This is a genomic window from Streptomyces xantholiticus (assembly GCF_014651015.1).
Classification (GTDB): Bacteria; Actinomycetota; Actinomycetes; order Streptomycetales; family Streptomycetaceae; genus Streptomyces; species Streptomyces xantholiticus.
Window position 1 is genome coordinate 200,828 of the sequence record NZ_BMWB01000009.1, and the last position, 19,073, is coordinate 219,900.

The following is a 19,073-nucleotide window of genomic DNA, read 5'->3' on the forward strand; positions in this document are numbered from 1 at the left end:
GGCATGTCACGGCGCGGCCGCGTCGATCGCCTTCACGATCCGCTTGTCGGACACCGGGTAGGCCGTGCCCAGCGCGTGCGCGAAGTAGCTCACGCGCAGCTCCTCGATCATCCAGCGGATGTCCAGGACCGCCTGCGGCACCGGCCTGCCCTGCGGCAGCTGCTCGAGCAGCCACGCGTACTCGTCCTGCATCTCGTGGACCTTCTCCATGCGCGTCGTGTCGCGCTGGACGGCCGTCGGCATCTGCTGCAGTCGGCGGTCCACCGCGACCAGGTAGCGCATCAGGTCCGGCAGCCTGCGCAGCCCCGTGCGGGTCACGAAGCCGGCCGGAACGAGGGCCGCCAACTGCTCGCGTACGTCCCGGACGTTGTCGACCAGGACCAGGCTGTTCGTCGCCTTCAGGCGGCGCTCACAGGCCTGCCATGCCGCCAGGATCTGCTGCACCTGGTCGATCGTGCGGACGGTGAGGTCGACGAGGTCGGCGCGGACCTTGTCGTACAGCTTCCGGAACGATTCCTCGTCCCAGGCCGGACCGCCGTGCTCCGCGATCAGCCGGTCGGCCGCGGCCAGGGCGCAGTCCTCGAAAAGGGCCTGGACCGAGCCGTGCGGATTGCGGGACAGCGCCAGCTTCTGCTGGTTGGTCAGCTTGTCGGAGGCGAACTTCGCCGGGTTCACCGGGATGTTGAGCATGATCAAACGGCGGGTGCCCTGCCACATGGCCTGCGCCTGCTCGGCCTCGGTGTCGAAGAGCCGTACCGAGACCGTGGTCCCCTCGTCGACCAGTGCCGGGAACGCCTTGACCGGCTGACCGGCGCGCCGGGTCTCGAAGACCTTCGTCAGCGTGCCGATGGTCCAGTCCGTGAGGCCCGTGCGCTCCAGGGACTCCCCGGAGCCGGACGGGCCGGAAGTGGCGGCCGCGGCGGCCATGGAGAGCGCCTGGCGGGCCTTCGGCTTCAGCCGGAGCCGCAGCGCTTCCAGGTCCTTGTCCTCCGCGAGCTTCCTGCGCCGCTCGTCGACGATCCGGAACGTGACCTTCAGGTGATCGGGTACGCGCGAGAGGTCGAAGTCGTCCGCCGTGACGGGCACCCCGACCATCCGCTGGAGCTCGCGCGCGAGCGTGACGGGCAGCGGCTCCTGAAGAGGGGCCGCCGTGTCCAGGAAGCGGCTCGCGTAGTTCGGCGCCGGGACGTAGTGGCGGCGGATGGGCTTGGGGAGGGAACGGATCAGCTCCGTCACGACCTCTTCCCGCAGGCCCGGGATCTGCCAGTCGAAGCCTTCGTCCGTGACCTGGTTCAGCACCTGCAGCGGGATGTGGACGGTGACGCCGTCGGCGTCCGCGCCCGGCTCGAACTGGTACGTCACCTTGAACTTCAGCCGGCCCTGCCGCCACGAGTCCGGGTAGTCGTCCTTGGTGACCGCACCGGCCTTCTCGTTGATGAGCATCTCGCGCTCGAAGTCGAGCAGTTCGGGCTGCTCACGGCGCTTGTGCTTCCACCACGAGTCGAAGTGTGCGCCGGACACGACGTGTTCGGGCACCCGCTGGTCGTAGAAGTCGAACAGTGTCTCGTCGTCGACGAGGATGTCGCGGCGCCGGGCCCGGTGCTCCAGCTCCTCGACCTCGGTCAGCAGCCTGCGGTTGTCCGCGAAGAACTTGTGGTGCGTGCGCCAGTCGCCCTCGACCAGTGCGTTGCGGATGAAGAGGTCGCGCGAGACCTCCGGGTCGATCCGCCCGTAGTTGACCTTGCGCTGGGCGACGATCGGCACGCCGTAGAGCGTCACCTTCTCGTACGCCATCACCGCTGCGGCGTCCTTCTCCCAGTGCGGCTCGCTGTACGTACGCTTCAGCAAATGCTGCGCGAGCGGCTCGATCCACTCCGGTTCGATCTTGGCGTTGACCCGCGCCCACAGGCGGGAGGTCTCCACCAGCTCGGCGGACATGAGGAACCGCGGAGGCTTCTTGAAGAGGGTGGAGCCGGGGAAGACCGCGAACTTGGCGCTGCGGGCGCCCAGGTACTCGTTCTTCGCGCCGTCCTTCACGTCCTTCATGCCGACGTGGGACAGCAGGCCGGCCAGCAGCGAGACGTGCACGGACTGCTCGGGGGCGTCCTCCTCGTTCAGATGGAGGCCCATCTGCTTGGCGACCGTGCGCAGCTGCGAGTAGATGTCCTGCCATTCGCGGATACGCAGGAAGTTCAGATACTCCTGCTTGCACATCCTGCGGAAGCTCGAGGAGCCGCGCTCCTTCTGCTGCTCGCGGACGTATCGCCACAGGTTGAGGAAGGCGAGGAAGTCGCTCGTCTCGTCCTTGAAGCGGGCGTGCTGCTGGTCCGCCTGCGCCTGCTTCTCCGCCGGGCGCTCCCGCGGGTCCTGGATGGACAGCGCGGCCGCGATCACCATGACCTCGCGGACACAGCCGTTCCTGTCCGCCTCGACGATCATGCGGGCCAGACGCGGGTCGACCGGGAGCTGCGAGAGCTTGCGGCCCATCTGCGTCAGCTTCTTGCGCGGGTCCTTCTCGGCCGGGTCGAACGCGCCCAGTTCCTGGAGGAGCTGCACACCGTCGCGGATGTTGCGATGGTCCGGCGGGTCGATGAACGGGAACTTCTCGATGTCACCGAGACCGGCCGCTGTCATCTGCAGGATGACGGACGCCAGGTTCGTCCGCAGGATCTCCGCGTCCGTGAACTCGGGACGGGCGTTGAAGTCGTCCTCCGAGTAGAGCCGGATGCAGATGCCGTCCGACGTACGGCCGCAGCGGCCCTTGCGCTGATTGGCGCTGGCCTGGCTGACCGCCTCGATCGGCAGCCGCTGCACCTTGGTGCGATGGCTGTAGCGGGAGATGCGGGCGTTGCCCGGGTCGATCACGTACTTGATGCCGGGGACGGTCAGCGACGTCTCCGCGACGTTCGTCGCGAGGACGATCCGGCGGCCGGTGTGCGGCTGGAAGACGCGGTGCTGCTCGGCGTGCGACAGGCGCGCATAGAGGGGGAGCACCTCGGTGAATCTGTACTGCTTCTTGTTGAGCGCGTCCGCCGTGTCGCGGATCTCGCGCTCGCCGGAGAGGAAGACGAGGATGTCGCCCTTCCCCTCGCCCATCAGCTCCTCGACGGCGTCCGTGATCGCGGTGATCTGGTCACGGTCGCTCTCCTGACTGTCGACAGCCTCCGAGTCCTCCTCCAGCAGCGGCCGGTAGCGCACCTCGACCGGATACGTACGGCCGCTCACCTCGACGATCGGGGCGTCGCCGAAGTGCCGGGAGAAGCGCTCCGGGTCGATCGTCGCGGAGGTGATCACGACCTTGAGGTCGGGGCGCTTCGGGAGCAGCTGCGCGAGATAGCCGAGCAGGAAGTCGATGTTCAGCGACCGCTCGTGCGCCTCGTCGAGGATGATCGTGTCGTAGGCGCGCAGCTCGCGGTCCGTCTGGATCTCGGCGAGCAGGATGCCGTCCGTCATCAGCTTGACGAGGGTGTCGCCGCTCGCCTGGTCGGTGAAACGGACCTTCCAGCCGACCGCCTCGCCGAGCGGGGTGTTCAGCTCTTCCGCGACGCGCTCGGCGACCGTCCGGGCGGCGATACGGCGGGGCTGCGTGTGGCCGATCATGCCGCGCACGCCCCGGCCGAGCTCCAGGCAGATCTTCGGGATCTGGGTCGTCTTGCCCGACCCGGTCTCACCTGCGACGATCACGACCTGGTGGTCCCGTATCGCCTTGAGGATCTCGTCCTTCTTCTGACTGACGGGAAGCTGCGCGGGGTAGGTGATCTCGGGCACGCACCCGGCGCGCCGGGTGGTGCGGGCCGCGGACTTCTCCGCCTCTACGGCGATCTCGTCCAGCACGGCCTGCCGTGCCTCGGGCTTACGGATGCGGCGGGCGCCTTCGAGACGACGGCCGAGCCGGTGGGCGTCGCGCAGGGACGCCCCGGCCAGCAGGCTCTGGATCTCGGCGAGGGAAGTAGACATACGGAGTCCAGGATCGCACCCCCGGGAAACGACTGGCGAACCCATTTCGCCCGCGAGCTGGTGCAGTATGGAGCGATCCTCCTCCTCCGCCCGCCCGGACTCCGAAGGGACAGCGCGTCCATGCTGATCGGCCGCGACCGCCGACACCGCCTTGTGGTGACCGCGAGCCTGCTGCTGGGACTTCTCGGAGCGCTTCTCGGGTGCCTCGGTGGGACGGCGCCGGCCGCGACCGCGGCCGACTGGGACGCCGCGGTCGTCGCCGCGGCCACCGGTCCGGTGCAGTCACCGGGCTGCGGCAGGAGCGCGGCCGGCAACGACAGCGGCGCGCACCCCGGGACGACGCCGCGCGGCGGTTCCGTGTACGAGCTGCTGCCCGCACCGCACCAGACGGGCGGGCCCGCCCTCCCGGCAGGGCACGGCCGGGTATTCCTCGACGTGTCGCCGCTGACCGAGCCGCCGCCGGCACCGCCCTCTCCGGTCGACCTCTCCGTCCTGCGCGTCTAGGCCCGACGGCCCCTCATCCGGTTGGACCCGTCAGACCTTCGCTCAGGAGCACCACCATGCCTTCTTCCACCGCACGTACCTCGCGCAAGCCGCTCGCCGTCGGGGCGGGCGTCCTCGTCGCGGCCCTGCTGCTCGGCTTCGCCTCCTACACGGCCACCAAGCCGGACGCACCGTCCGCCGGCCCCTCGTCGCCCGTGGCCGACGCCTCCGCGGACCTGCAGGCCGGCATGTATCCCGAGCTCGAGAAGCTCGCCCGCCGCGACGCCGCCGACCCGCTGGCCCGGGGCCGTACCGACGCACCCGTCGTCATGATCGAATATGCGGACTTCCAGTGCGGCTACTGCGGCAAGTTCGCCCGCGACACCGAGCCCGAGCTGGTGAAGAAGTACGTCGCGGACGGCACCCTGCGCATCGAATGGCGCAACTTCCCGATCTTCGGCGAGGAGTCGGAGTCCGCGGCGCGCGCCGCGTGGGCGGCCGGGCAGCAGGGCCGCTTCTGGGAGTTCCATGCCGCCGCTTACGCGGAGGGCGCCAAGGAGAAGGGCTTCGGCAAGGACCGGCTGCGGACCCTTGCGGACGAGGCGGGCGTCGCCGACCTCGAGCGCTTCACCCGCGACCTGGACAGTGACGCCGCGCGGCTGGCCGTGAAGAAGGACCAGGAGGAGGCGTACGGGCTCGGCGCCACCTCCACGCCGTCCTTCCTGATCAACGGACGTCCCGTCGCCGGCGCGCAGCCGACGGAGACGTTCACCGACGCGATCGAGACGGCGAAGAAGACAGGGAAGAAGACGGGGAAGAAGGCCGCGGGCGAGGCCGGCCGGTGAGCGACATCGGCTACCTGGCCGCCTTTCTCGGCGGCCTGCTCGCGCTGATCAGCCCCTGCAGCGCGCTGCTGCTCCCCGCCTTCTTCGCGTACTCAATCGGCTCGGCGGGCGGACTGCTGGCCCGCACCGGGATCTTCTACGCCGGTCTGGCCACCACACTCGTGCCGCTCGGCGCGGCCGGGTCGTTCGCCGGGAGGCTGTTCTACGGCCACCGTGACCTGCTGGTCACCGTGGGCGGATGGCTGATCGTCACGCTGGGCGTCGCCCAGATCCTCGGCATGGGCATCGCCTCGCGCCGCATCGCCTCGGTCGTCGGCCGCATCCGCCCGACGACGGCGATGTCCGTGTACGCCCTCGGCCTGGTCCACGGCCTGGCCGGCTTCTGCGCCGGCCCCATCCTGGGCAGCGTGCTGACGGTGGCGGCGGTGAGCGGCAGCCCGGTCTACGGCGGCCTGCTCATGGCGGTCTACGCCCTGGGCATGGCGGTCCCCCTCTTTGCGCTGGCACTGCTCTGGGAACGCTTCGACCTGGCCCGCCGTGGGTGGCTGCGCGGCCGGGCGCTGCGGGCGGGCCGGTTCGAGGTGCACACGACATCGCTGCTGTCGGGCCTGTTCTTCATCGTCCTCGGCACGCTCTTCCTGGCCTTCGACGGCACGGCCGCTCTTCCGGGCCTGCTGTCGGTCGACGACTCGTTCGCGGTCGAGGAGTGGGTGTCGGGGGTGGGCGAGGCTGTACCGGACTGGGCACTGCTCACGGCGGTGGTGGCGGCCGCGGTGGCTCTTGCCGTGCGCGGACGCAGCCGCTCCGGGCGCGAGAAGTCCTGAGCGCGCGGCCGCCCGGGGCCGGGACTTCCCGGGGCGCGGGCGGCCCGCCGTCCCCTGACCCGCAGCCGGTCTGCCGGGTAGGGACGGCGCCACTGGTCGGTACCGAGCTCACCGAGCCAGGCCGCCGCCTCGTCGCGGAAGGTCAGCAGCCGGGGCAGATCGTCCGGCTGTGCGCGCGTGATGATCACGGAGCCTCCCCTGCCCGGCCGATACGAGAACACCCCCTCCGGTGACCCGGAGGGGGTGTTCGCCCTTGCGGGCGATGGTGGCTGGGGCCGGGGTCGAACCGGCGACCTATCGCTTTTCAGGCGATCGCTCGTACCAACTGAGCTACCCAGCCGAGGGGTGTCCCCAGCTCGAAGAGCCAGAGGAAGAGGCCCTTTCGAGCCTCAGCGGTCCTGACGGGATTTGAACCCGCGGCCTCCACCTTGACAGGGTGGCGAGCACTCCAAACTGCTCCACAGGACCAAGCAATGTGCGAGACAAGTCTCGCACACGGTGATGCGTGCCCCCAACGGGATTCGAACCCGTGCTACCGCCTTGAAAGGGCGGCGTCCTGGGCCACTAGACGATGAGGGCTAAGGGCCCGCCTGGGCGCTTCGCAGCGCGTCGGGGACGTGAGAAGCATATGGGATGGGGGGAGCTATCGCCAAAACGGTTTACGGCGTGGGGTTGGGAGAGGGGCTGGGTGCGCCGGGGGACGGTGTGCCGGACAGGGATGCCGAAGGGGACGGCTCCGCCTCGGGCTGCTCGGCGAGATGCCTGGTGACCTCGGCGGTCGTCAGCCCGAGGCCGCCCAGCGTGATCTCGTCCCAGGCCTGCATCCGGCGGGTCTTCCGGTCCAGGTAGAGGACCGACGCCCGGACCTGTTCCGGCTTCTGGTTCTGAACCGCTCGCAGGCCGCCGCCGCCCGTGGAGCCCTCGATCTTCAGGCGGGTGCCGTGCTGGAGGATCTCCGTGTGGCGCTTGTGGATGTGGCCGGCCAGGACGAGCGGGACCGTGCCGTCGGTCTCGCGGGCGGCGACCGGGTTGTGGGCGACGGCGATGTCGGCGGGCGTGCCGGCGCGTTCCTGGTCGCGCAGGGCGGAGGCGAGGCGGATGCCCGTCATCCGTTCGGCCGGGTCGCCCAGGGCCACGACCGACCGGTCGGGGGTGAACTGCGGGTCACCGCTGCCGGCGATGCGCAGCCCCGCCACCGTCACGGCCCTGCCGTCGTCGAGGACATGCACGTTCTTCAGACCGGACAGGTACTTCTGCGTGGTGCGCGAGTCGTGGTTGCCGCGCACCCAGACGTACGGCGCGCCAAGGTCCGAGATCGGGTCGAGGAAGCCGTTCTCGGCGGCGGACCCGTGGTCCATCGTGTCGCCGGAGTCGATGATCACATCGATGTCGTACTGCTCGACGAGTGAGGCGATGATGTGCCACGCCGCCGGGTTGAGGTGGATGTCGGAGACGTGCAGCACCCGCATCGTGCCCGGGTCGGGCTGGTACGCGGGAAGGGTGGAGGTCGCCTCGTACAGCTTGGTGACGTTGGTGACGAGGCGCGCCAACTCCTGTTGGTAGACGTCGAACTCGGTGACGATCGAACGTGCGCTGCCGACGACCGACGGCGCCGAGGTGAGCAGGCCGGAGAACTTCGGCTCCAGGACGGACTTCGGGTTCCAGGTGGCGTACGCGCTGACGCCGGATGCGGCCAGCAGGGCGAGCGCGAGACCGCCCGCCGCGAGTGCCCTGCGGGGGCGGCGGTAGACGGCGAGGCCCAGCGCGGTCGCTCCGGAGACGACGGCGACGCAGGAGCGCACGGCAAGCTCGGTGGTGCCGTCCTGGACGTCGCGGGTGATCTCGTCCTGAAGACCGGAGATCAGCTCCGGATGCTCGACGAGGTTCTGGGAGCGGACGGGGTCGAGGCGGTCGACATCGACGTCGAGACGTACGGGAGCGGTGTGGGAGTCGAGCTCCAGAGCGCCCAGCGGCGACACGTTGATCTTCGTTCCGCCGGTCAGGGACGGGCGCAGCGTCATGGTCGTGTCCATGGGCCCGACCGGCGTACGGACATTGCCGACGATCAACAGCCCGAGCCAGGCACCGACCATCACGACGGCGGTCAGGCCCAGCGCGCGCACCCACGGCCGTGCCGGACGGGTCGGGGCGACGGCCGGAGCGGTTCCCGGGTGCGCGGAGCTGCCGCGCTTCGGCAGGCGGTGCCTGAGCCGGGCGAGTGCGGTGCGGATCGGGGAGGGCGACATGGGCGAGCGGGGCGGTTCCTGGGCTTCGCGGGCCATTGGTCCCGTATGCCCGCACGGGCGCGCGGCCATGCCGGGGCGACCACTCGCACGGCGTACGTGACAATGGCCGGGTGCTGGAGATGACGCGTGAGGAGTTCGAGGAACTGGTCTCCGAGGCCCTGGACAGGATTCCGCCCGAACTGATGCGGCTGATGGACAACGTCGCCGTGTTCGTGGAGGACGAGCCCGCCGCGGACGACCTCGATCTGCTCGGCCTCTACGAGGGGACTCCGCTCACGGACCGCGGCGAGTGGTACGCGGGCGTGCTGCCGGACCGCATCACCATCTACCGCGGGCCGACCCTGCGGATGTGCGAGTCCCGCGAGGACGTCGTCGCGGAGACCGAGATCACCGTGGTGCACGAGATCGCCCACCACTTCGGCATCGACGACGCCCGGCTGCACGAGCTGGGGTACGGGTGACCCGTGGACCGGGCGCCGGCCCCGGCGAAGAAGCGGAGGCGATCGACCCGGACGTCGATCTCCATGTGCCCGTGCAGCGGGCGGAGACCGAGGGCGCGCACAAGTGGCCGGTGCTCGCCGCGATCTCGGTGGGCGGGGCGCTGGGGGCGACCGGGCGTTACGGCGCGTCCCTGCTGTGGCCGACGCCCGGGGGCGCCTTTCCATGGGCGGTGTTCTGGGTCAATGTCGTCGGTTGCGGTCTGATCGGTGTGCTGATGGTGCTCGTCAGCGAAGGCGGCCGGTCGGCCCCGCCGCTGCTGCGGCCGTTCCTCGGAGTGGGCGTGCTGGGCGGTTTCACGACGTTCTCGACGTACGCGCTCGACTTCTCGGACCTGCTGGAACGGGAGGAGGCGGGCACCGCGCTGGCGTACGCGGGAGGCACGGTCGTCGCCGCCCTGGGCGCGGTGTGGTTGACCGCGTCGGCGGCCCGGGCCGCGCTGAAGAGGGCGGCGGCGCGGTGAACTGGCTGCTGGTGATCCTGGGGGGCGCGGTCGGTGCCCCGCTGCGGTATCTGACGGACCGTGCGGTCCAGGCACGCCACGACTCGGTGTTCCCGTGGGGGACGTTCGTGGTCAACGCCGCGGGCAGCCTGGTGCTCGGCGCCGTAGCCGGGGCGTCGGTGTCGTCGCACACGTACGCGCTGCTCGGTACGGGGCTGTGCGGGGCGCTGACGACGTACTCCACGTTTTCGTACGAGACGTTGCGGCTGGCCGAGCGGGGGTGGCCGTTCCTGGCCGTGGCGAATGTCGCGGCCTCGCTCCTGGTGGGGCTCGGATCGGTCTTCCTGGGCCTGGAGTTGGCGCGGGCGCTCACCGCGTGAGACGGGCTGCCGGCCCGTTCCGGTACCGGATCGCGGGCGTGTCCCCGGCGGGGTGACGGGAGTTGGGCACTACGACCCGCGTCCCGTCCCTGTCCCGGAGGTGCCCCCGTGCGCCAGTTCTCAGCCCCCGGCCGCCGTACGGCCATCTGGATCGCCGCCTCGCTGGCCGTCCTGGCCTCGTCAGGCTGCATGAGCGTCAGCGACGACGAGGGCAGGAAGCCCGCATCCAGCACGTCTGCCGACCGTGGCGGCGCGGCGGCCGAGCCGGACGGCGGGCAGGTGCTGCCGGGCGGGCACGGACGGCGCGGGGAGGTCGGCGGCGAGGGAGCCTCCGGCGGCCTTGACGACAAGGACCGGAGTGCTTCGCCCAGCTCGAGCGGGTCGGCGCCCGCTGATGCGAAACGGATGCGGCCCGGCCGGCAGCCCGCTGCCCCGCAGCCGCCCGTGCCCACCGGCGGCGGTGCGTCTCCTCCCGCGCCGCCCCAGTCGTCCGCCACTCCGTCGGAGGAGTCGCCGGAACCGCCGTCGGAGAGCCCGTCGCCGTCCGAGTCGCAGCCCTCTGATCCGCCGAGCGCCTCGTCCGCGCCCGAGGTGCACATGGGCCCGAGGCGGGGGGCGGAGCCGCTGGACGCGCGGTCGCAGCCGGCCGTGTCGCCGCAGGCGCGTCCCGGCGCGGCGGACGGGACGGACAAGGCGGGTGAGCCGGATGAGGCGAGCCCGTCCGAGCGGTGGGCGGCGTAGGGGCGGGGAGTTGGGGCGTGTGTGCGGGGTCACTCGGTCGCGGTTTGCCTCGACCTGGGGTGGGTGCGTATGGTGGTAGATCGTTTGATCCCATTGCCCGGCGCCGAAACAGAAGAGCGCCGCGTGGCGCGTACTCTCCCTGACCGTGGCTGACCGCATAGAGGCGGTCGATTTGCGAATTCACGGAGTTTGGGCGCGTGCCGAGACTCCGGAAGGTTTCGCATTTCGCATGTCCACTTTCAGCACTGATCACGCCGTCATGCCCGACAACGACGAGATTGTCGAGACGGCCGTAGCGGCCGCAGAGGCTCCGGAAGAGCCCCAGGTCACCTTCGCGGAGCTCGGCCTCCCCGAGGGCGTCGTGCGCAAGCTCGCACAGAACGGCGTGACCACGCCCTTCCCGATCCAGGCCGCGACCATCCCGGACGCCCTGGCCGGCAAGGACATCCTCGGCCGTGGCCGCACCGGCTCCGGCAAGACCCTCTCCTTCGGTCTGCCGACCCTGGCCACGCTGGCCGGCGGCCACACCGAGAAGAAGAAGCCCCGCGCGGTCATCCTCACCCCGACCCGTGAGCTCGCAATGCAGGTCGCGGACGCGCTGCAGCCCTACGGCGACGTGCTCGGCCTCAAGATGAAGGTCGTCTGCGGCGGCACGTCCATGGGCAACCAGATCTACGCACTCGAGCGTGGCGTCGACGTCCTCGTCGCCACCCCGGGCCGCCTGCGCGACATCATCAACCGCGGTGCCTGCTCCCTCGAGGCCGTCCAGGTCGCCGTCCTCGACGAGGCCGACCAGATGTCCGACCTGGGCTTCCTGCCCGAGGTCACCGAACTGCTCGACCAGATCCCGGCCGGCGGCCAGCGGATGCTCTTCTCCGCCACCATGGAGAACGAGATCTCCACCCTGGTCAAGCGCTACCTGACCGACCCGGTCAGCCACGAGGTCGACAGCGCCCAGGGCAACGTCACGACCATGAGCCACCACGTGCTCGTCGTGAAGCCCAAGGACAAGGCGCCGGTGACGGCCGCCATCGCCGCCCGCAAGGGCCGCACGATCATCTTCGTCCGCACCCAGCTCGGCGCCGACCGCATCGCGGAGCAGCTGCGCGAGTCGGGCGTGAAGGCGGACGCGCTGCACGGCGGCATGACCCAGGGGGCGCGCACCCGCACGCTGGCCGACTTCAAGGACGGCTACGTCAACGCGCTCGTCGCGACCGATGTCGCCGCCCGCGGCATCCACGTCGACGGCATCGACCTGGTCCTGAACGTGGACCCGGCCGGTGACCACAAGGACTACCTGCACCGCTCCGGCCGCACGGCCCGTGCCGGCAGGTCCGGCGTCGTCGTCTCGCTGTCGCTGCCGCACCAGCGCCGCCAGATCTTCCGGCTGATGGAGGACGCGGGCGTCGACGCCTCGCGTCACATCGTCGGCGGAGCGGGCGCGTTCGACCCCGAGGTCGCCGAGATCACCGGCGCCCGTTCGCTGACCGAGGTCCAGGCCGACTCGGCGAACAACGCGGCCAAGCAGGCCGAGCGCGAGGTCGTCGAACTGACCCGCCAGCTCGAGCGCATCCAGCGCCGGGCGACCGAGCTGCGCGAGGAGGCCGACCGCCTGGTCGCCCGCGCCGCCCGCGAGCGCGGCGAGGACCCGGAGGCCGCGGTCGCCGAGGTGACCGAGGCCGCGGAGGCCGAACTCGCGGCGGTCCTGGCCCAGGCCGAGCCGGTGCGCGAATCCCGTGACGACCGCCGTGACGACCGTGGCAACTTCGACCGCCGTGACCGTCGTGACGATCGTGGTGGTCGTTCGTTCGAGCGTCGTGACGACCGCCCCTCGGGCGGCTTCCGCCGTGACGAGCGCCGCGACGACCGTGGTGGTCGTTCCTTCGAGCGTCGTGACGACCGCGGTGGTTTCCGCCGTGACGACCGCCGTGACGACCGTGACCGCGGTGGCGACCGCGGTGGCTTCCGCCGTGACGACCGCCCCTCGGGCGGCTTCCGTCGCGACGAGCGCCCCTCGGGCGGCGGCTTCCGTCGCGACGAGCGCCCCTCGGGCGGCGGCTTCCGTCGCGACGAGCGCCGTGACGACCGTGGTGGCCGTTCCTTCGAGCGCCGTGACGACCGTGGCGGCCGTCCGTTCGAGCGCCGTGACGAGCGTCCGGCCGGTCACCGCGGCAGCGACCGCCCCTTCAACCGCGACCGCCGCGACGACCGTCCCTCGGGCGGCTTCCGCTCCGGTGGCGACCGCCACGACCGCCCGTCCGGCCGCCGTGACGACCACCGCGGTGGCGCCGGCTCCGGCTCGTTCGGCGGCGGCCGCCGCGACGACAAGCCGCGCTGGAAGCGCAACGGCTGACGCCGTGTGACCTGTTGAAACAGGGCCCGTACGACACTTCGGTGGCGTACGGGCCCTGTTGCGTTGAACGAGTTCGAAACGACCTTCCATCGCCTGTGTGGCTCCTGTTAAAGTCTCCCCACTTGCACGGGGGGGGCACGGCCGGGGGGCCGTTTCAGACGCATCTGTCGTCACAGGCACCGTTGATCCCCTGTGTTTCTCTGAGCATCCAGGGGAGGACCCGAGTGCCTCGCAGCGCTCTCCTACGCCATTCCATCGCCGCCGTCGCCGCGACGGCGCTCTTCGCAGGCATCGGCCCACTCGCACCCGTGGCGGCAGCCGCCGACGGCGACAGCATCGTCCTCCCGGCGGCAGCCGCGGCGCAGCCGCGCGACGTCGTCCCGCTCGCCGCCGGCCCGAACGGCTATCTGCGCTACGAGCAGGGCGCCGGACAGTTCTGGACCACCTGGGACGGTAGGACCACCCCGGTCGTCAACGACCAGGAAGGCCCGGAGGCCGGCGGTGTCCACGGCGCCGGCTCCGACATCGTCGCGGCGCTCGACTTCGACGGGCCCAGCATCTACGGCGATGTCCGGCTGTGGGACGTCACCGCAGGAACGAACCGCTATCTCACCATCCCGGACCAGCACCGTTACGTCGGCACCTTCGGCGACAAGGTGGTCACCTACACCCGAAGCAGCCTGGAAGCGCCCAACGAGTGGCACGTGCTCCGACTGGTGAACGGCTCGGTGCAGGACACCCTGGTGACCGGCTGGCCGGAGGGTTCCGCCCGGCCCGCCAGGGCGGCGGCCGGTGACGCCGACGGCGCACTCACCCGGTATGTGGTGAACGGCGTCTCCCGCCCGGTCTGGATCGACCTGACCTCGGGGCAGGCACGGCCCGTGCCCACCGACGTGACCGCCGAGACCGTCAACTTCGTCCACACCCCGACCGAGGTCGTCGAGTGGACGAAGGACGGCAAGGTCCGGTTCTACGCGAAGGGCGAGGCCGGCTCGTCCGGCCCGCTCACACTGACCTCGACGACCGAGCTTCCCCACAACGACGGCGATGTCCTCCTCGGCGTCGTCGGAGAGCGGCTGATCGTCGCGCGGCTCACGGGCGAGGGCGGCTCGGCCCCGTACCGCGTCGTCTCCCTTCCCAAGGCGGGAGGGGAGGAGACCACCCTCTTCGCGTACGGCCGCAAGCACGCGCTGGCGGCGCCCGACGGCGGTCTGCTGATCGTCGCCGGTTCGTCCGCCGGCGACCTGGGCCTCCAGCGCATCCGGCCCGAGGGTGCGGGGACGACGGACGCCGAGCTGGTGGACGTCGCCCCGCTCACCTCGAAGCCACGGCGGTTCGGCTTCAGCCACGGGCAGCTCGAATCGCTGGAGCGCATGCCGGACGAGAGCAACTCGTTCCTCTCGCGGTCGGTGTCGGTGACGGGCGCGCTGAGTGCGGGCGCGACGAAGGAGCGCGGAGACTTCGGCGTCGCGCTCGACGAGTGCACGGAGTCCAGCGGTTGCCCGGAGGTCTTCGCCACGGGTGACGGGCGGACGGTCGTTCAGCCCGCGCCGGGGAGCGCGGGCAAGCCGCTGGTGGTCGCGCCCGACGGCACCGACGGCGTCGATCTCGCCCCGGGCTTCGAGAGCTTCCAGGTGACGGACGTGTCCGGCCGCTACGCCGTCGGTTCAGGATTCACCGGGCCCGATTACGACACCTATGTGCCCTCCACCGCCGTCGACCTCGACACGGGCAAGCGGCTGGGTACCTTTCCCGTCGGCTACGACCCCCAGGACGTTGACCTGTACGGCGACACCCTCTGGGCCGCGGGCAAGGTCAACGGCACCGTCGTCGGCTACGACGTCCGCACCGGCGCCGCGAAGCGCACCGTGGACCTGAAGAGCGGCTGCAGGGCCGAGGCCATCAAGGTGACGGCGCACTGGCTGAGCTGGAACTGTGCCGGACTGCCTGCCAGGGGCGGCGTCTTCGACCTCGACACGAACACCAACCGCACCTACACGGAGCCGTTCTCCGACCTCGGCGACGGATATGTGGTGCAGGGTGACGGATCCGAGGTGACGGTCACCGACGTCCGCGGCAGCGAGCCCGTGGCCAAGGGGACCTATCAGCTCAGCGAGTTCAACCATGAGACAGGCCCTTACGCGGTCGACACCGCCACCGGCCGTCTCGCCTACCAGGAGAACGCCGCCGGTGATGTCAGGGTCGTCGACCTCGGTGTGCCGGCCTCACCCCTGGCGCGTATCGACGCCGACGTACCCGTCGCGCAGGCCACGGACGGTGGCAAGTCCCCGTGGACACCGCGCTGGTGGCTCTCCAAGCCGGCCGCTTCCTGGCAGTTGGAGATCACGGACCCGGCCGGCGGCCCGGTGCGTACGGTGCAGGGCGGCGAGGCCCGTGGAGTGATCGCCGCCGCGTGGGACGGCAAGGACGCCGAGGGCCGGATCGCGGACCCCGGTACGTACCACTGGACGCTGAAGGCCGCACCGGCCGACGGCGCCGGACCCGAGTTGGAGCTGAAGGGCAGCATGGCCCTGGAGGTGGGCGCCGGCACGTACGAGCCGGTGACGCCGACGCGGTCGATGGACACGCGGACGGGCCTGGGTGTGCCCAAGGCGAAGGTCGGAGCGGGCCAGACGGTGACGCTCCAGGTCACCGGCAGGAGCGGCATCCCGGCCTCCGGTGTGACGGCGGTCGTGATGAATGTGACGGCGACGACGGTGACGGGGACGACCTACGTCTCGGTGTATCCGAACGGCACGCAGCGGACCAGCGCGTCGAACCTGAACGTGACGGCCGGTGAGACCCGTCCCAACCTGGTCGTGGTGCCGGTGGTGAACGGGAAGGTGTCCTTCTACAACAACGCCGGCTCGGTGAACCTGATCGCGGATGTCGCCGGGTACTTCACGGCGGAGGGCTCCGGTTCCACCTACGAGCCGGTGACGCCGACGCGGTTCATGGACACGCGGACGGGCCTGGGTGTGCCGCAGGCGAAGGTCGGTGCCGGTCAGACGGTCACGCTCCAGGTGACCGGCAAGCACGGTCTGCCCGCGAGCGGGGTCACCGGGGTCGTGATGAACGTGACGGGCACGACGGCGACGGCGACGACCTACGTCTCGGCGTACCCGAACGGGACGACCCGCACGAGTGCTTCCAGCCTGAACCTGGTGGCGGGCCAGACGGCCCCGAACCTGGTGGTGGTGCCGGTGGTGAACGGGAAGGTGTCGTTCTACAACAACGCCGGTTCGGTGAACCTGATCGCGGATGTGGCGGGCTACTTCACCTCGGCCGGCGACGGCTCCGAGTACAGGCCGCTGACGCCGACGCGGTTCATGGACACGCGGACGGGCCTGGGTGTGCCGCAGGCGAAGGTGGGCGCAGGTCAGACGGTCACGCTCCAGGTGACCGGCAGGAACGGCGTGCCGGCGACCGGGGTCACGGCCGTGGTCATGAACGTCACGGGGACGACGGTCACGGGGACGACCTACGTCTCCGTGTACCCGAACGGCACGACCCGCACCAGTGCGTCGAACCTGAACCTGGTGGCGGGCCAGACCGCTCCGAACCTGGTGGTGGTGCCGGTGGTGAACGGCAAGGTCAGCTTCTACAACAACGCCGGCTCGGTGAATCTCGTCGCCGATGTCGCCGGGTACTACACCGGCTGATCCGGAGGTCGAGCACATCCGGGGCGCAGGGCCCGTACGACACCTCGGTGGCGTGCGGGCCCTGTTGCTAGGATCCGCCTACTTGTGCTGAGGGAGGGGCCGGGGGGATCTGGCCGGGAGACAGCCGTCGGGTGATGCTGCTCCGCTTCCCAGCTCTGCCTTGGGGAGGAACCGGGTGCACAGACGCCCATCCATGCGTCATGCCGTGTCCGTCACGGCGGCCTTCGCTCTGCTCGCCGGACTCGGGCCCCTCACGGTCCCTGCTGTCGCGGCCACAACCGCCGAACCCGTTGCGGGACAGGTGGACTTCGCGCCCACGTCGCGCAAGCAGCCCCGTGAGGAGGAGATCTACAACCTCGGACCGACCGGCTACCTCCACGGGTCCGAGCGCCACAGCAGCGTCAGCGGTGACGCGTCGGTGTGGACGGCGTACGAGACCGGCAAGAGCACCGAGCTCGTGGGCGTCGGAGGGGGCAGGGGGCCGGGTAGCGGTGCTCTCGGCTCCGCTGGTGAGGGGTCGGACGTCGTCGCCTTCGGCGGTGTGGGCGGCAGCAGCGAGAACGTCGACCTCAAGAACATGGCCACCGGCGAGGTGACACGCGTCGAGGTCCCGAGCGGCGACACCAACCGGGGTGTCTTCGGCTCCACCGTACTCGTCGAGAACCCCGAGGGCGAGGAGTTCCCGCAGGTCACGGGCTGGTACCTGTTGAGCCCGCGGGAGGACGGCTCGACCGTCCGCACGCCGGTCGAGGGCTGGCCCACGGACAGCGACCTCAAGGGCGCCCGGGTCGTCGGCGGCGACCACCGGTCCGTCGTGGTCGGTTTCAACACCACGCCGGAGGAGCACGACGAGGCGGACAGGCTGGGCGTCATCGACCTGGCGACCGGCGCGCTGCACTCCTTCGAGGCCAAGGCCTCGTCGCGCGCCGTCCTGGACCCCGAGCGGATCGCATGGTGGGACTACCGAGACCGCAGCGTCCACATCCGGGACCGGGCCGACCTCGGCGGTGCCGAGCGGACCGTTCCGTTCCCCGAGGACCTCGAGTTCGAGCAGTTCGCCCTGCTCGACGACGACTGGCTGATGGCGACGGAGAAGGACGGCACGACCGCTCCGTTCGGAAGGAGCCTCGTCGCGATCTCCGTGGACGGCGCGCAGCGCAAGGTCCTGCTGGAGAACGCGGACCGCGAGACCGAGCAGTTCCCCGGCGGTGGGGCGGTCGCGATCGGCGGCGAGTCGTCCGACGCCTGGTTCGTCCACCGGGTCACGGTCGAGAACGGCGCACCGCTGCTGCGGAAGCTGGACCACATCGAACCGATGACGGCCGAGGTCGACGCGATTGCCGTGGCCGGCGGGTCGGTGACCACGATCGAGGAGAACGGCGCCAGGGAGACGTCCGGTTTCTACCGCCGTGACCTCGCCCCGCTGACGTCGCCCACCACCGCCGGCAAGGCCGAGTGGCTCGGCCGAGAGACGAGCCGCTACAACAACACGAGCTGCGGCGAGATCGCATGCGATTCCGTTTTCGCCTCCGGTGACGGACGCGCCGTCTACGAGGTCCGTTCGAACGCGACGGGGACGGTAACCGCCGAGCTCGTCGCCCGTGGCGCCACGGACAAGGTCTCGCGCGTGAACACGGGTGTGGCGGGCGGTGAGATCGTCGATGTCTTCGGCCGGTACGCGGCCTTCGTGAGCGGTGCTGTGTCGGTCGGCCAGCCCGACGCGGAGGGGAAGCTGATCGTCGCCGACTTCGACGCGCCCTCCGGCTCCGGCGTCGTCCTGACCAGGCCCCGTACGGCGGCGTCGATCTGGGGCAGCACCCTGTACACCGCGACGGGTACGGCCGGTGAGGTGGAACTGACCGACCTTCGCACCGGGACGAGGACGGGCACGCTGCAGACCGGTGCGAGCTGCGTACCGGTCGAGCTGCAGACGGCGGGCCGCTGGCTCTCCTGGTCCTGCCCGTACTTCAGGTCCTCGGGCGCGATCGACCGGGACAACGGCACCAAGGTGGCGCTGCCGGACGGCCGGGGCCTGTTGGGCGACGGCTACTTCGTGACGGTCCCCGGCAACTTCGCGCTCACCGCGTTCCAGGACGGCACCGCCGAGACCCGTGACATGGGGGTGCGGCCCGGGTGGAACGGCGGGCACGCCACCATTCGGTACTCCTGGACCGTCGACCGCTTCGGTGGCGGTATCGCGTACATGGACGACGAGTTCCAGGGCCACGTCATCCCCGGCGGTGTGGCGCCCTCCGACCTGGCGGCCCTGCCGGTCGGCGTTCCGACGGCCGTCGACCTGGCCGGCGGTGCCGGTTGGGCGGCGCAGTGGCAGGTCTCCCGGCCCGCCTCCTCCTGGCGGCTGACGGTGCACGACAAGGCGGGCACCGCCGTGCACAGCGTGCTCGGCGGTCAGACCCGGGGACCCGTTCGGGTGAACTGGGACGGCAGGGACACGGACGGCAAGACCGTCGTCGACGGCACGTACAGCTGGACCCTGAAGGCGCTACCGGCGGACGGCACGGGGCCGGCGGCGACCGGCTCCGGCACGTTCAAGGTCACCGGTGGGACCGAGGCCGTCACCGGCACGTTCCAGCCGGTGCAGCCGACGCGGTTGATGGACACGCGCACGGGTCTGGGTGTGC

At 70.8% G+C, this 19,073-nt stretch carries 12 protein-coding genes and 3 tRNA genes; 10 read left to right on the top strand and 5 right to left on the bottom strand.

All coding sequences use genetic code 11. The features are described from left to right. Nucleotides 1–6 precede the first annotated feature (6 nt). Nucleotides 7–3,957: an ATP-dependent RNA helicase HrpA gene (gene hrpA, locus IE198_RS16835; RefSeq protein ID WP_189887255.1), complete on the bottom strand. Its 3,951-nt coding sequence runs from the start codon at nucleotides 3,955–3,957 to the stop codon at nucleotides 7–9. Nucleotides 3,958–4,077: 120 nt separating this feature from the next. Here hrpA and IE198_RS16840 point away from each other — a divergent pair, with 120 nt between their 5' ends. Genes IE198_RS16840 through IE198_RS16850 form a run of 3 tightly spaced genes read left to right on the top strand, consistent with a single transcriptional unit; the run spans nucleotide 4,078 to nucleotide 6,109 of the window. Continuing rightward, nucleotides 4,078–4,461 (top strand): hypothetical protein, encoded by a 384-nt coding sequence (locus tag IE198_RS16840; protein WP_189887256.1) that lies wholly within the window; start codon nucleotides 4,078–4,080, stop codon nucleotides 4,459–4,461. A gap of 56 nt (nucleotides 4,462–4,517) precedes the next feature. Next, nucleotides 4,518–5,285 (top strand): DsbA family protein, encoded by a 768-nt coding sequence (locus tag IE198_RS16845; protein ID WP_189887257.1) that lies wholly within the window; start codon nucleotides 4,518–4,520, stop codon nucleotides 5,283–5,285. Beyond that, nucleotides 5,282–6,109, top strand: coding sequence for a cytochrome c biogenesis CcdA family protein (locus IE198_RS16850; protein ID WP_189887258.1), 828 nt, complete (start codon nucleotides 5,282–5,284; stop codon nucleotides 6,107–6,109). The genes IE198_RS16845 and IE198_RS16850 overlap by 4 nt, the downstream gene beginning before the upstream one ends. A gap of 263 nt (nucleotides 6,110–6,372) precedes the next feature. On the opposite strand, the gene IE198_RS16855 is transcribed toward IE198_RS16850, so the two are convergent. From IE198_RS16855 to IE198_RS16870, 4 genes are all read right to left on the bottom strand, one after another. After that, nucleotides 6,373–6,449, bottom strand: a tRNA-Phe gene (locus tag IE198_RS16855). A gap of 53 nt (nucleotides 6,450–6,502) precedes the next feature. Further along, a tRNA-Asp gene (locus IE198_RS16860) sits at nucleotides 6,503–6,577 on the bottom strand. A 38-nt stretch (nucleotides 6,578–6,615) separates the two neighbouring features. Beyond that, a tRNA-Glu gene (locus IE198_RS16865) sits at nucleotides 6,616–6,688 on the bottom strand. Nucleotides 6,689–6,768: 80 nt separating this feature from the next. Beyond that, complete coding sequence (locus tag IE198_RS16870; RefSeq protein ID WP_189887259.1) at nucleotides 6,769–8,391, bottom strand: metallophosphoesterase family protein; 1,623 nt, start codon at nucleotides 8,389–8,391, stop codon at nucleotides 6,769–6,771. 74 nt (nucleotides 8,392–8,465) lie between these two features. Here IE198_RS16870 and IE198_RS16875 point away from each other — a divergent pair, with 74 nt between their 5' ends. The 7 genes from IE198_RS16875 to IE198_RS16905 form a co-directional block, all read left to right on the top strand. Next, nucleotides 8,466–8,816: a metallopeptidase family protein gene (locus IE198_RS16875; RefSeq protein ID WP_189887260.1), complete on the top strand. Its 351-nt coding sequence runs from the start codon at nucleotides 8,466–8,468 to the stop codon at nucleotides 8,814–8,816. After that, nucleotides 8,813–9,316, top strand: a complete 504-nt coding sequence (locus IE198_RS16880) for a fluoride efflux transporter FluC (RefSeq protein WP_189887261.1) — start codon at nucleotides 8,813–8,815, stop codon at nucleotides 9,314–9,316. The genes IE198_RS16875 and IE198_RS16880 overlap by 4 nt, the downstream gene beginning before the upstream one ends. Further along, entirely contained in the window at nucleotides 9,313–9,675 is a 363-nt protein-coding gene (locus IE198_RS16885) for a fluoride efflux transporter FluC (RefSeq protein WP_189887262.1), read from the top strand. The genes IE198_RS16880 and IE198_RS16885 overlap by 4 nt, the downstream gene beginning before the upstream one ends. A gap of 108 nt (nucleotides 9,676–9,783) precedes the next feature. Beyond that, nucleotides 9,784–10,416 (top strand): hypothetical protein, encoded by a 633-nt coding sequence (locus tag IE198_RS16890; protein ID WP_189887263.1) that lies wholly within the window; start codon nucleotides 9,784–9,786, stop codon nucleotides 10,414–10,416. Between the two features lie 229 nt (nucleotides 10,417–10,645). Then, nucleotides 10,646–12,769 carry a DEAD/DEAH box helicase gene (locus tag IE198_RS16895; protein ID WP_189887264.1) on the top strand — a complete coding sequence of 708 codons (2,124 nt, stop codon included), beginning with the start codon at nucleotides 10,646–10,648 and terminating at the stop codon, nucleotides 12,767–12,769. A gap of 224 nt (nucleotides 12,770–12,993) precedes the next feature. Further along, entirely contained in the window at nucleotides 12,994–16,431 is a 3,438-nt protein-coding gene (locus tag IE198_RS16900; protein WP_189887265.1) for a FlgD immunoglobulin-like domain containing protein, read from the top strand. Nucleotides 16,432–16,624: 193 nt separating this feature from the next. Continuing rightward, nucleotides 16,625–19,073 (top strand): FlgD immunoglobulin-like domain containing protein (locus IE198_RS16905; protein WP_189887266.1); only part of this gene is annotated, 2,449 nt, incomplete at its 3' end.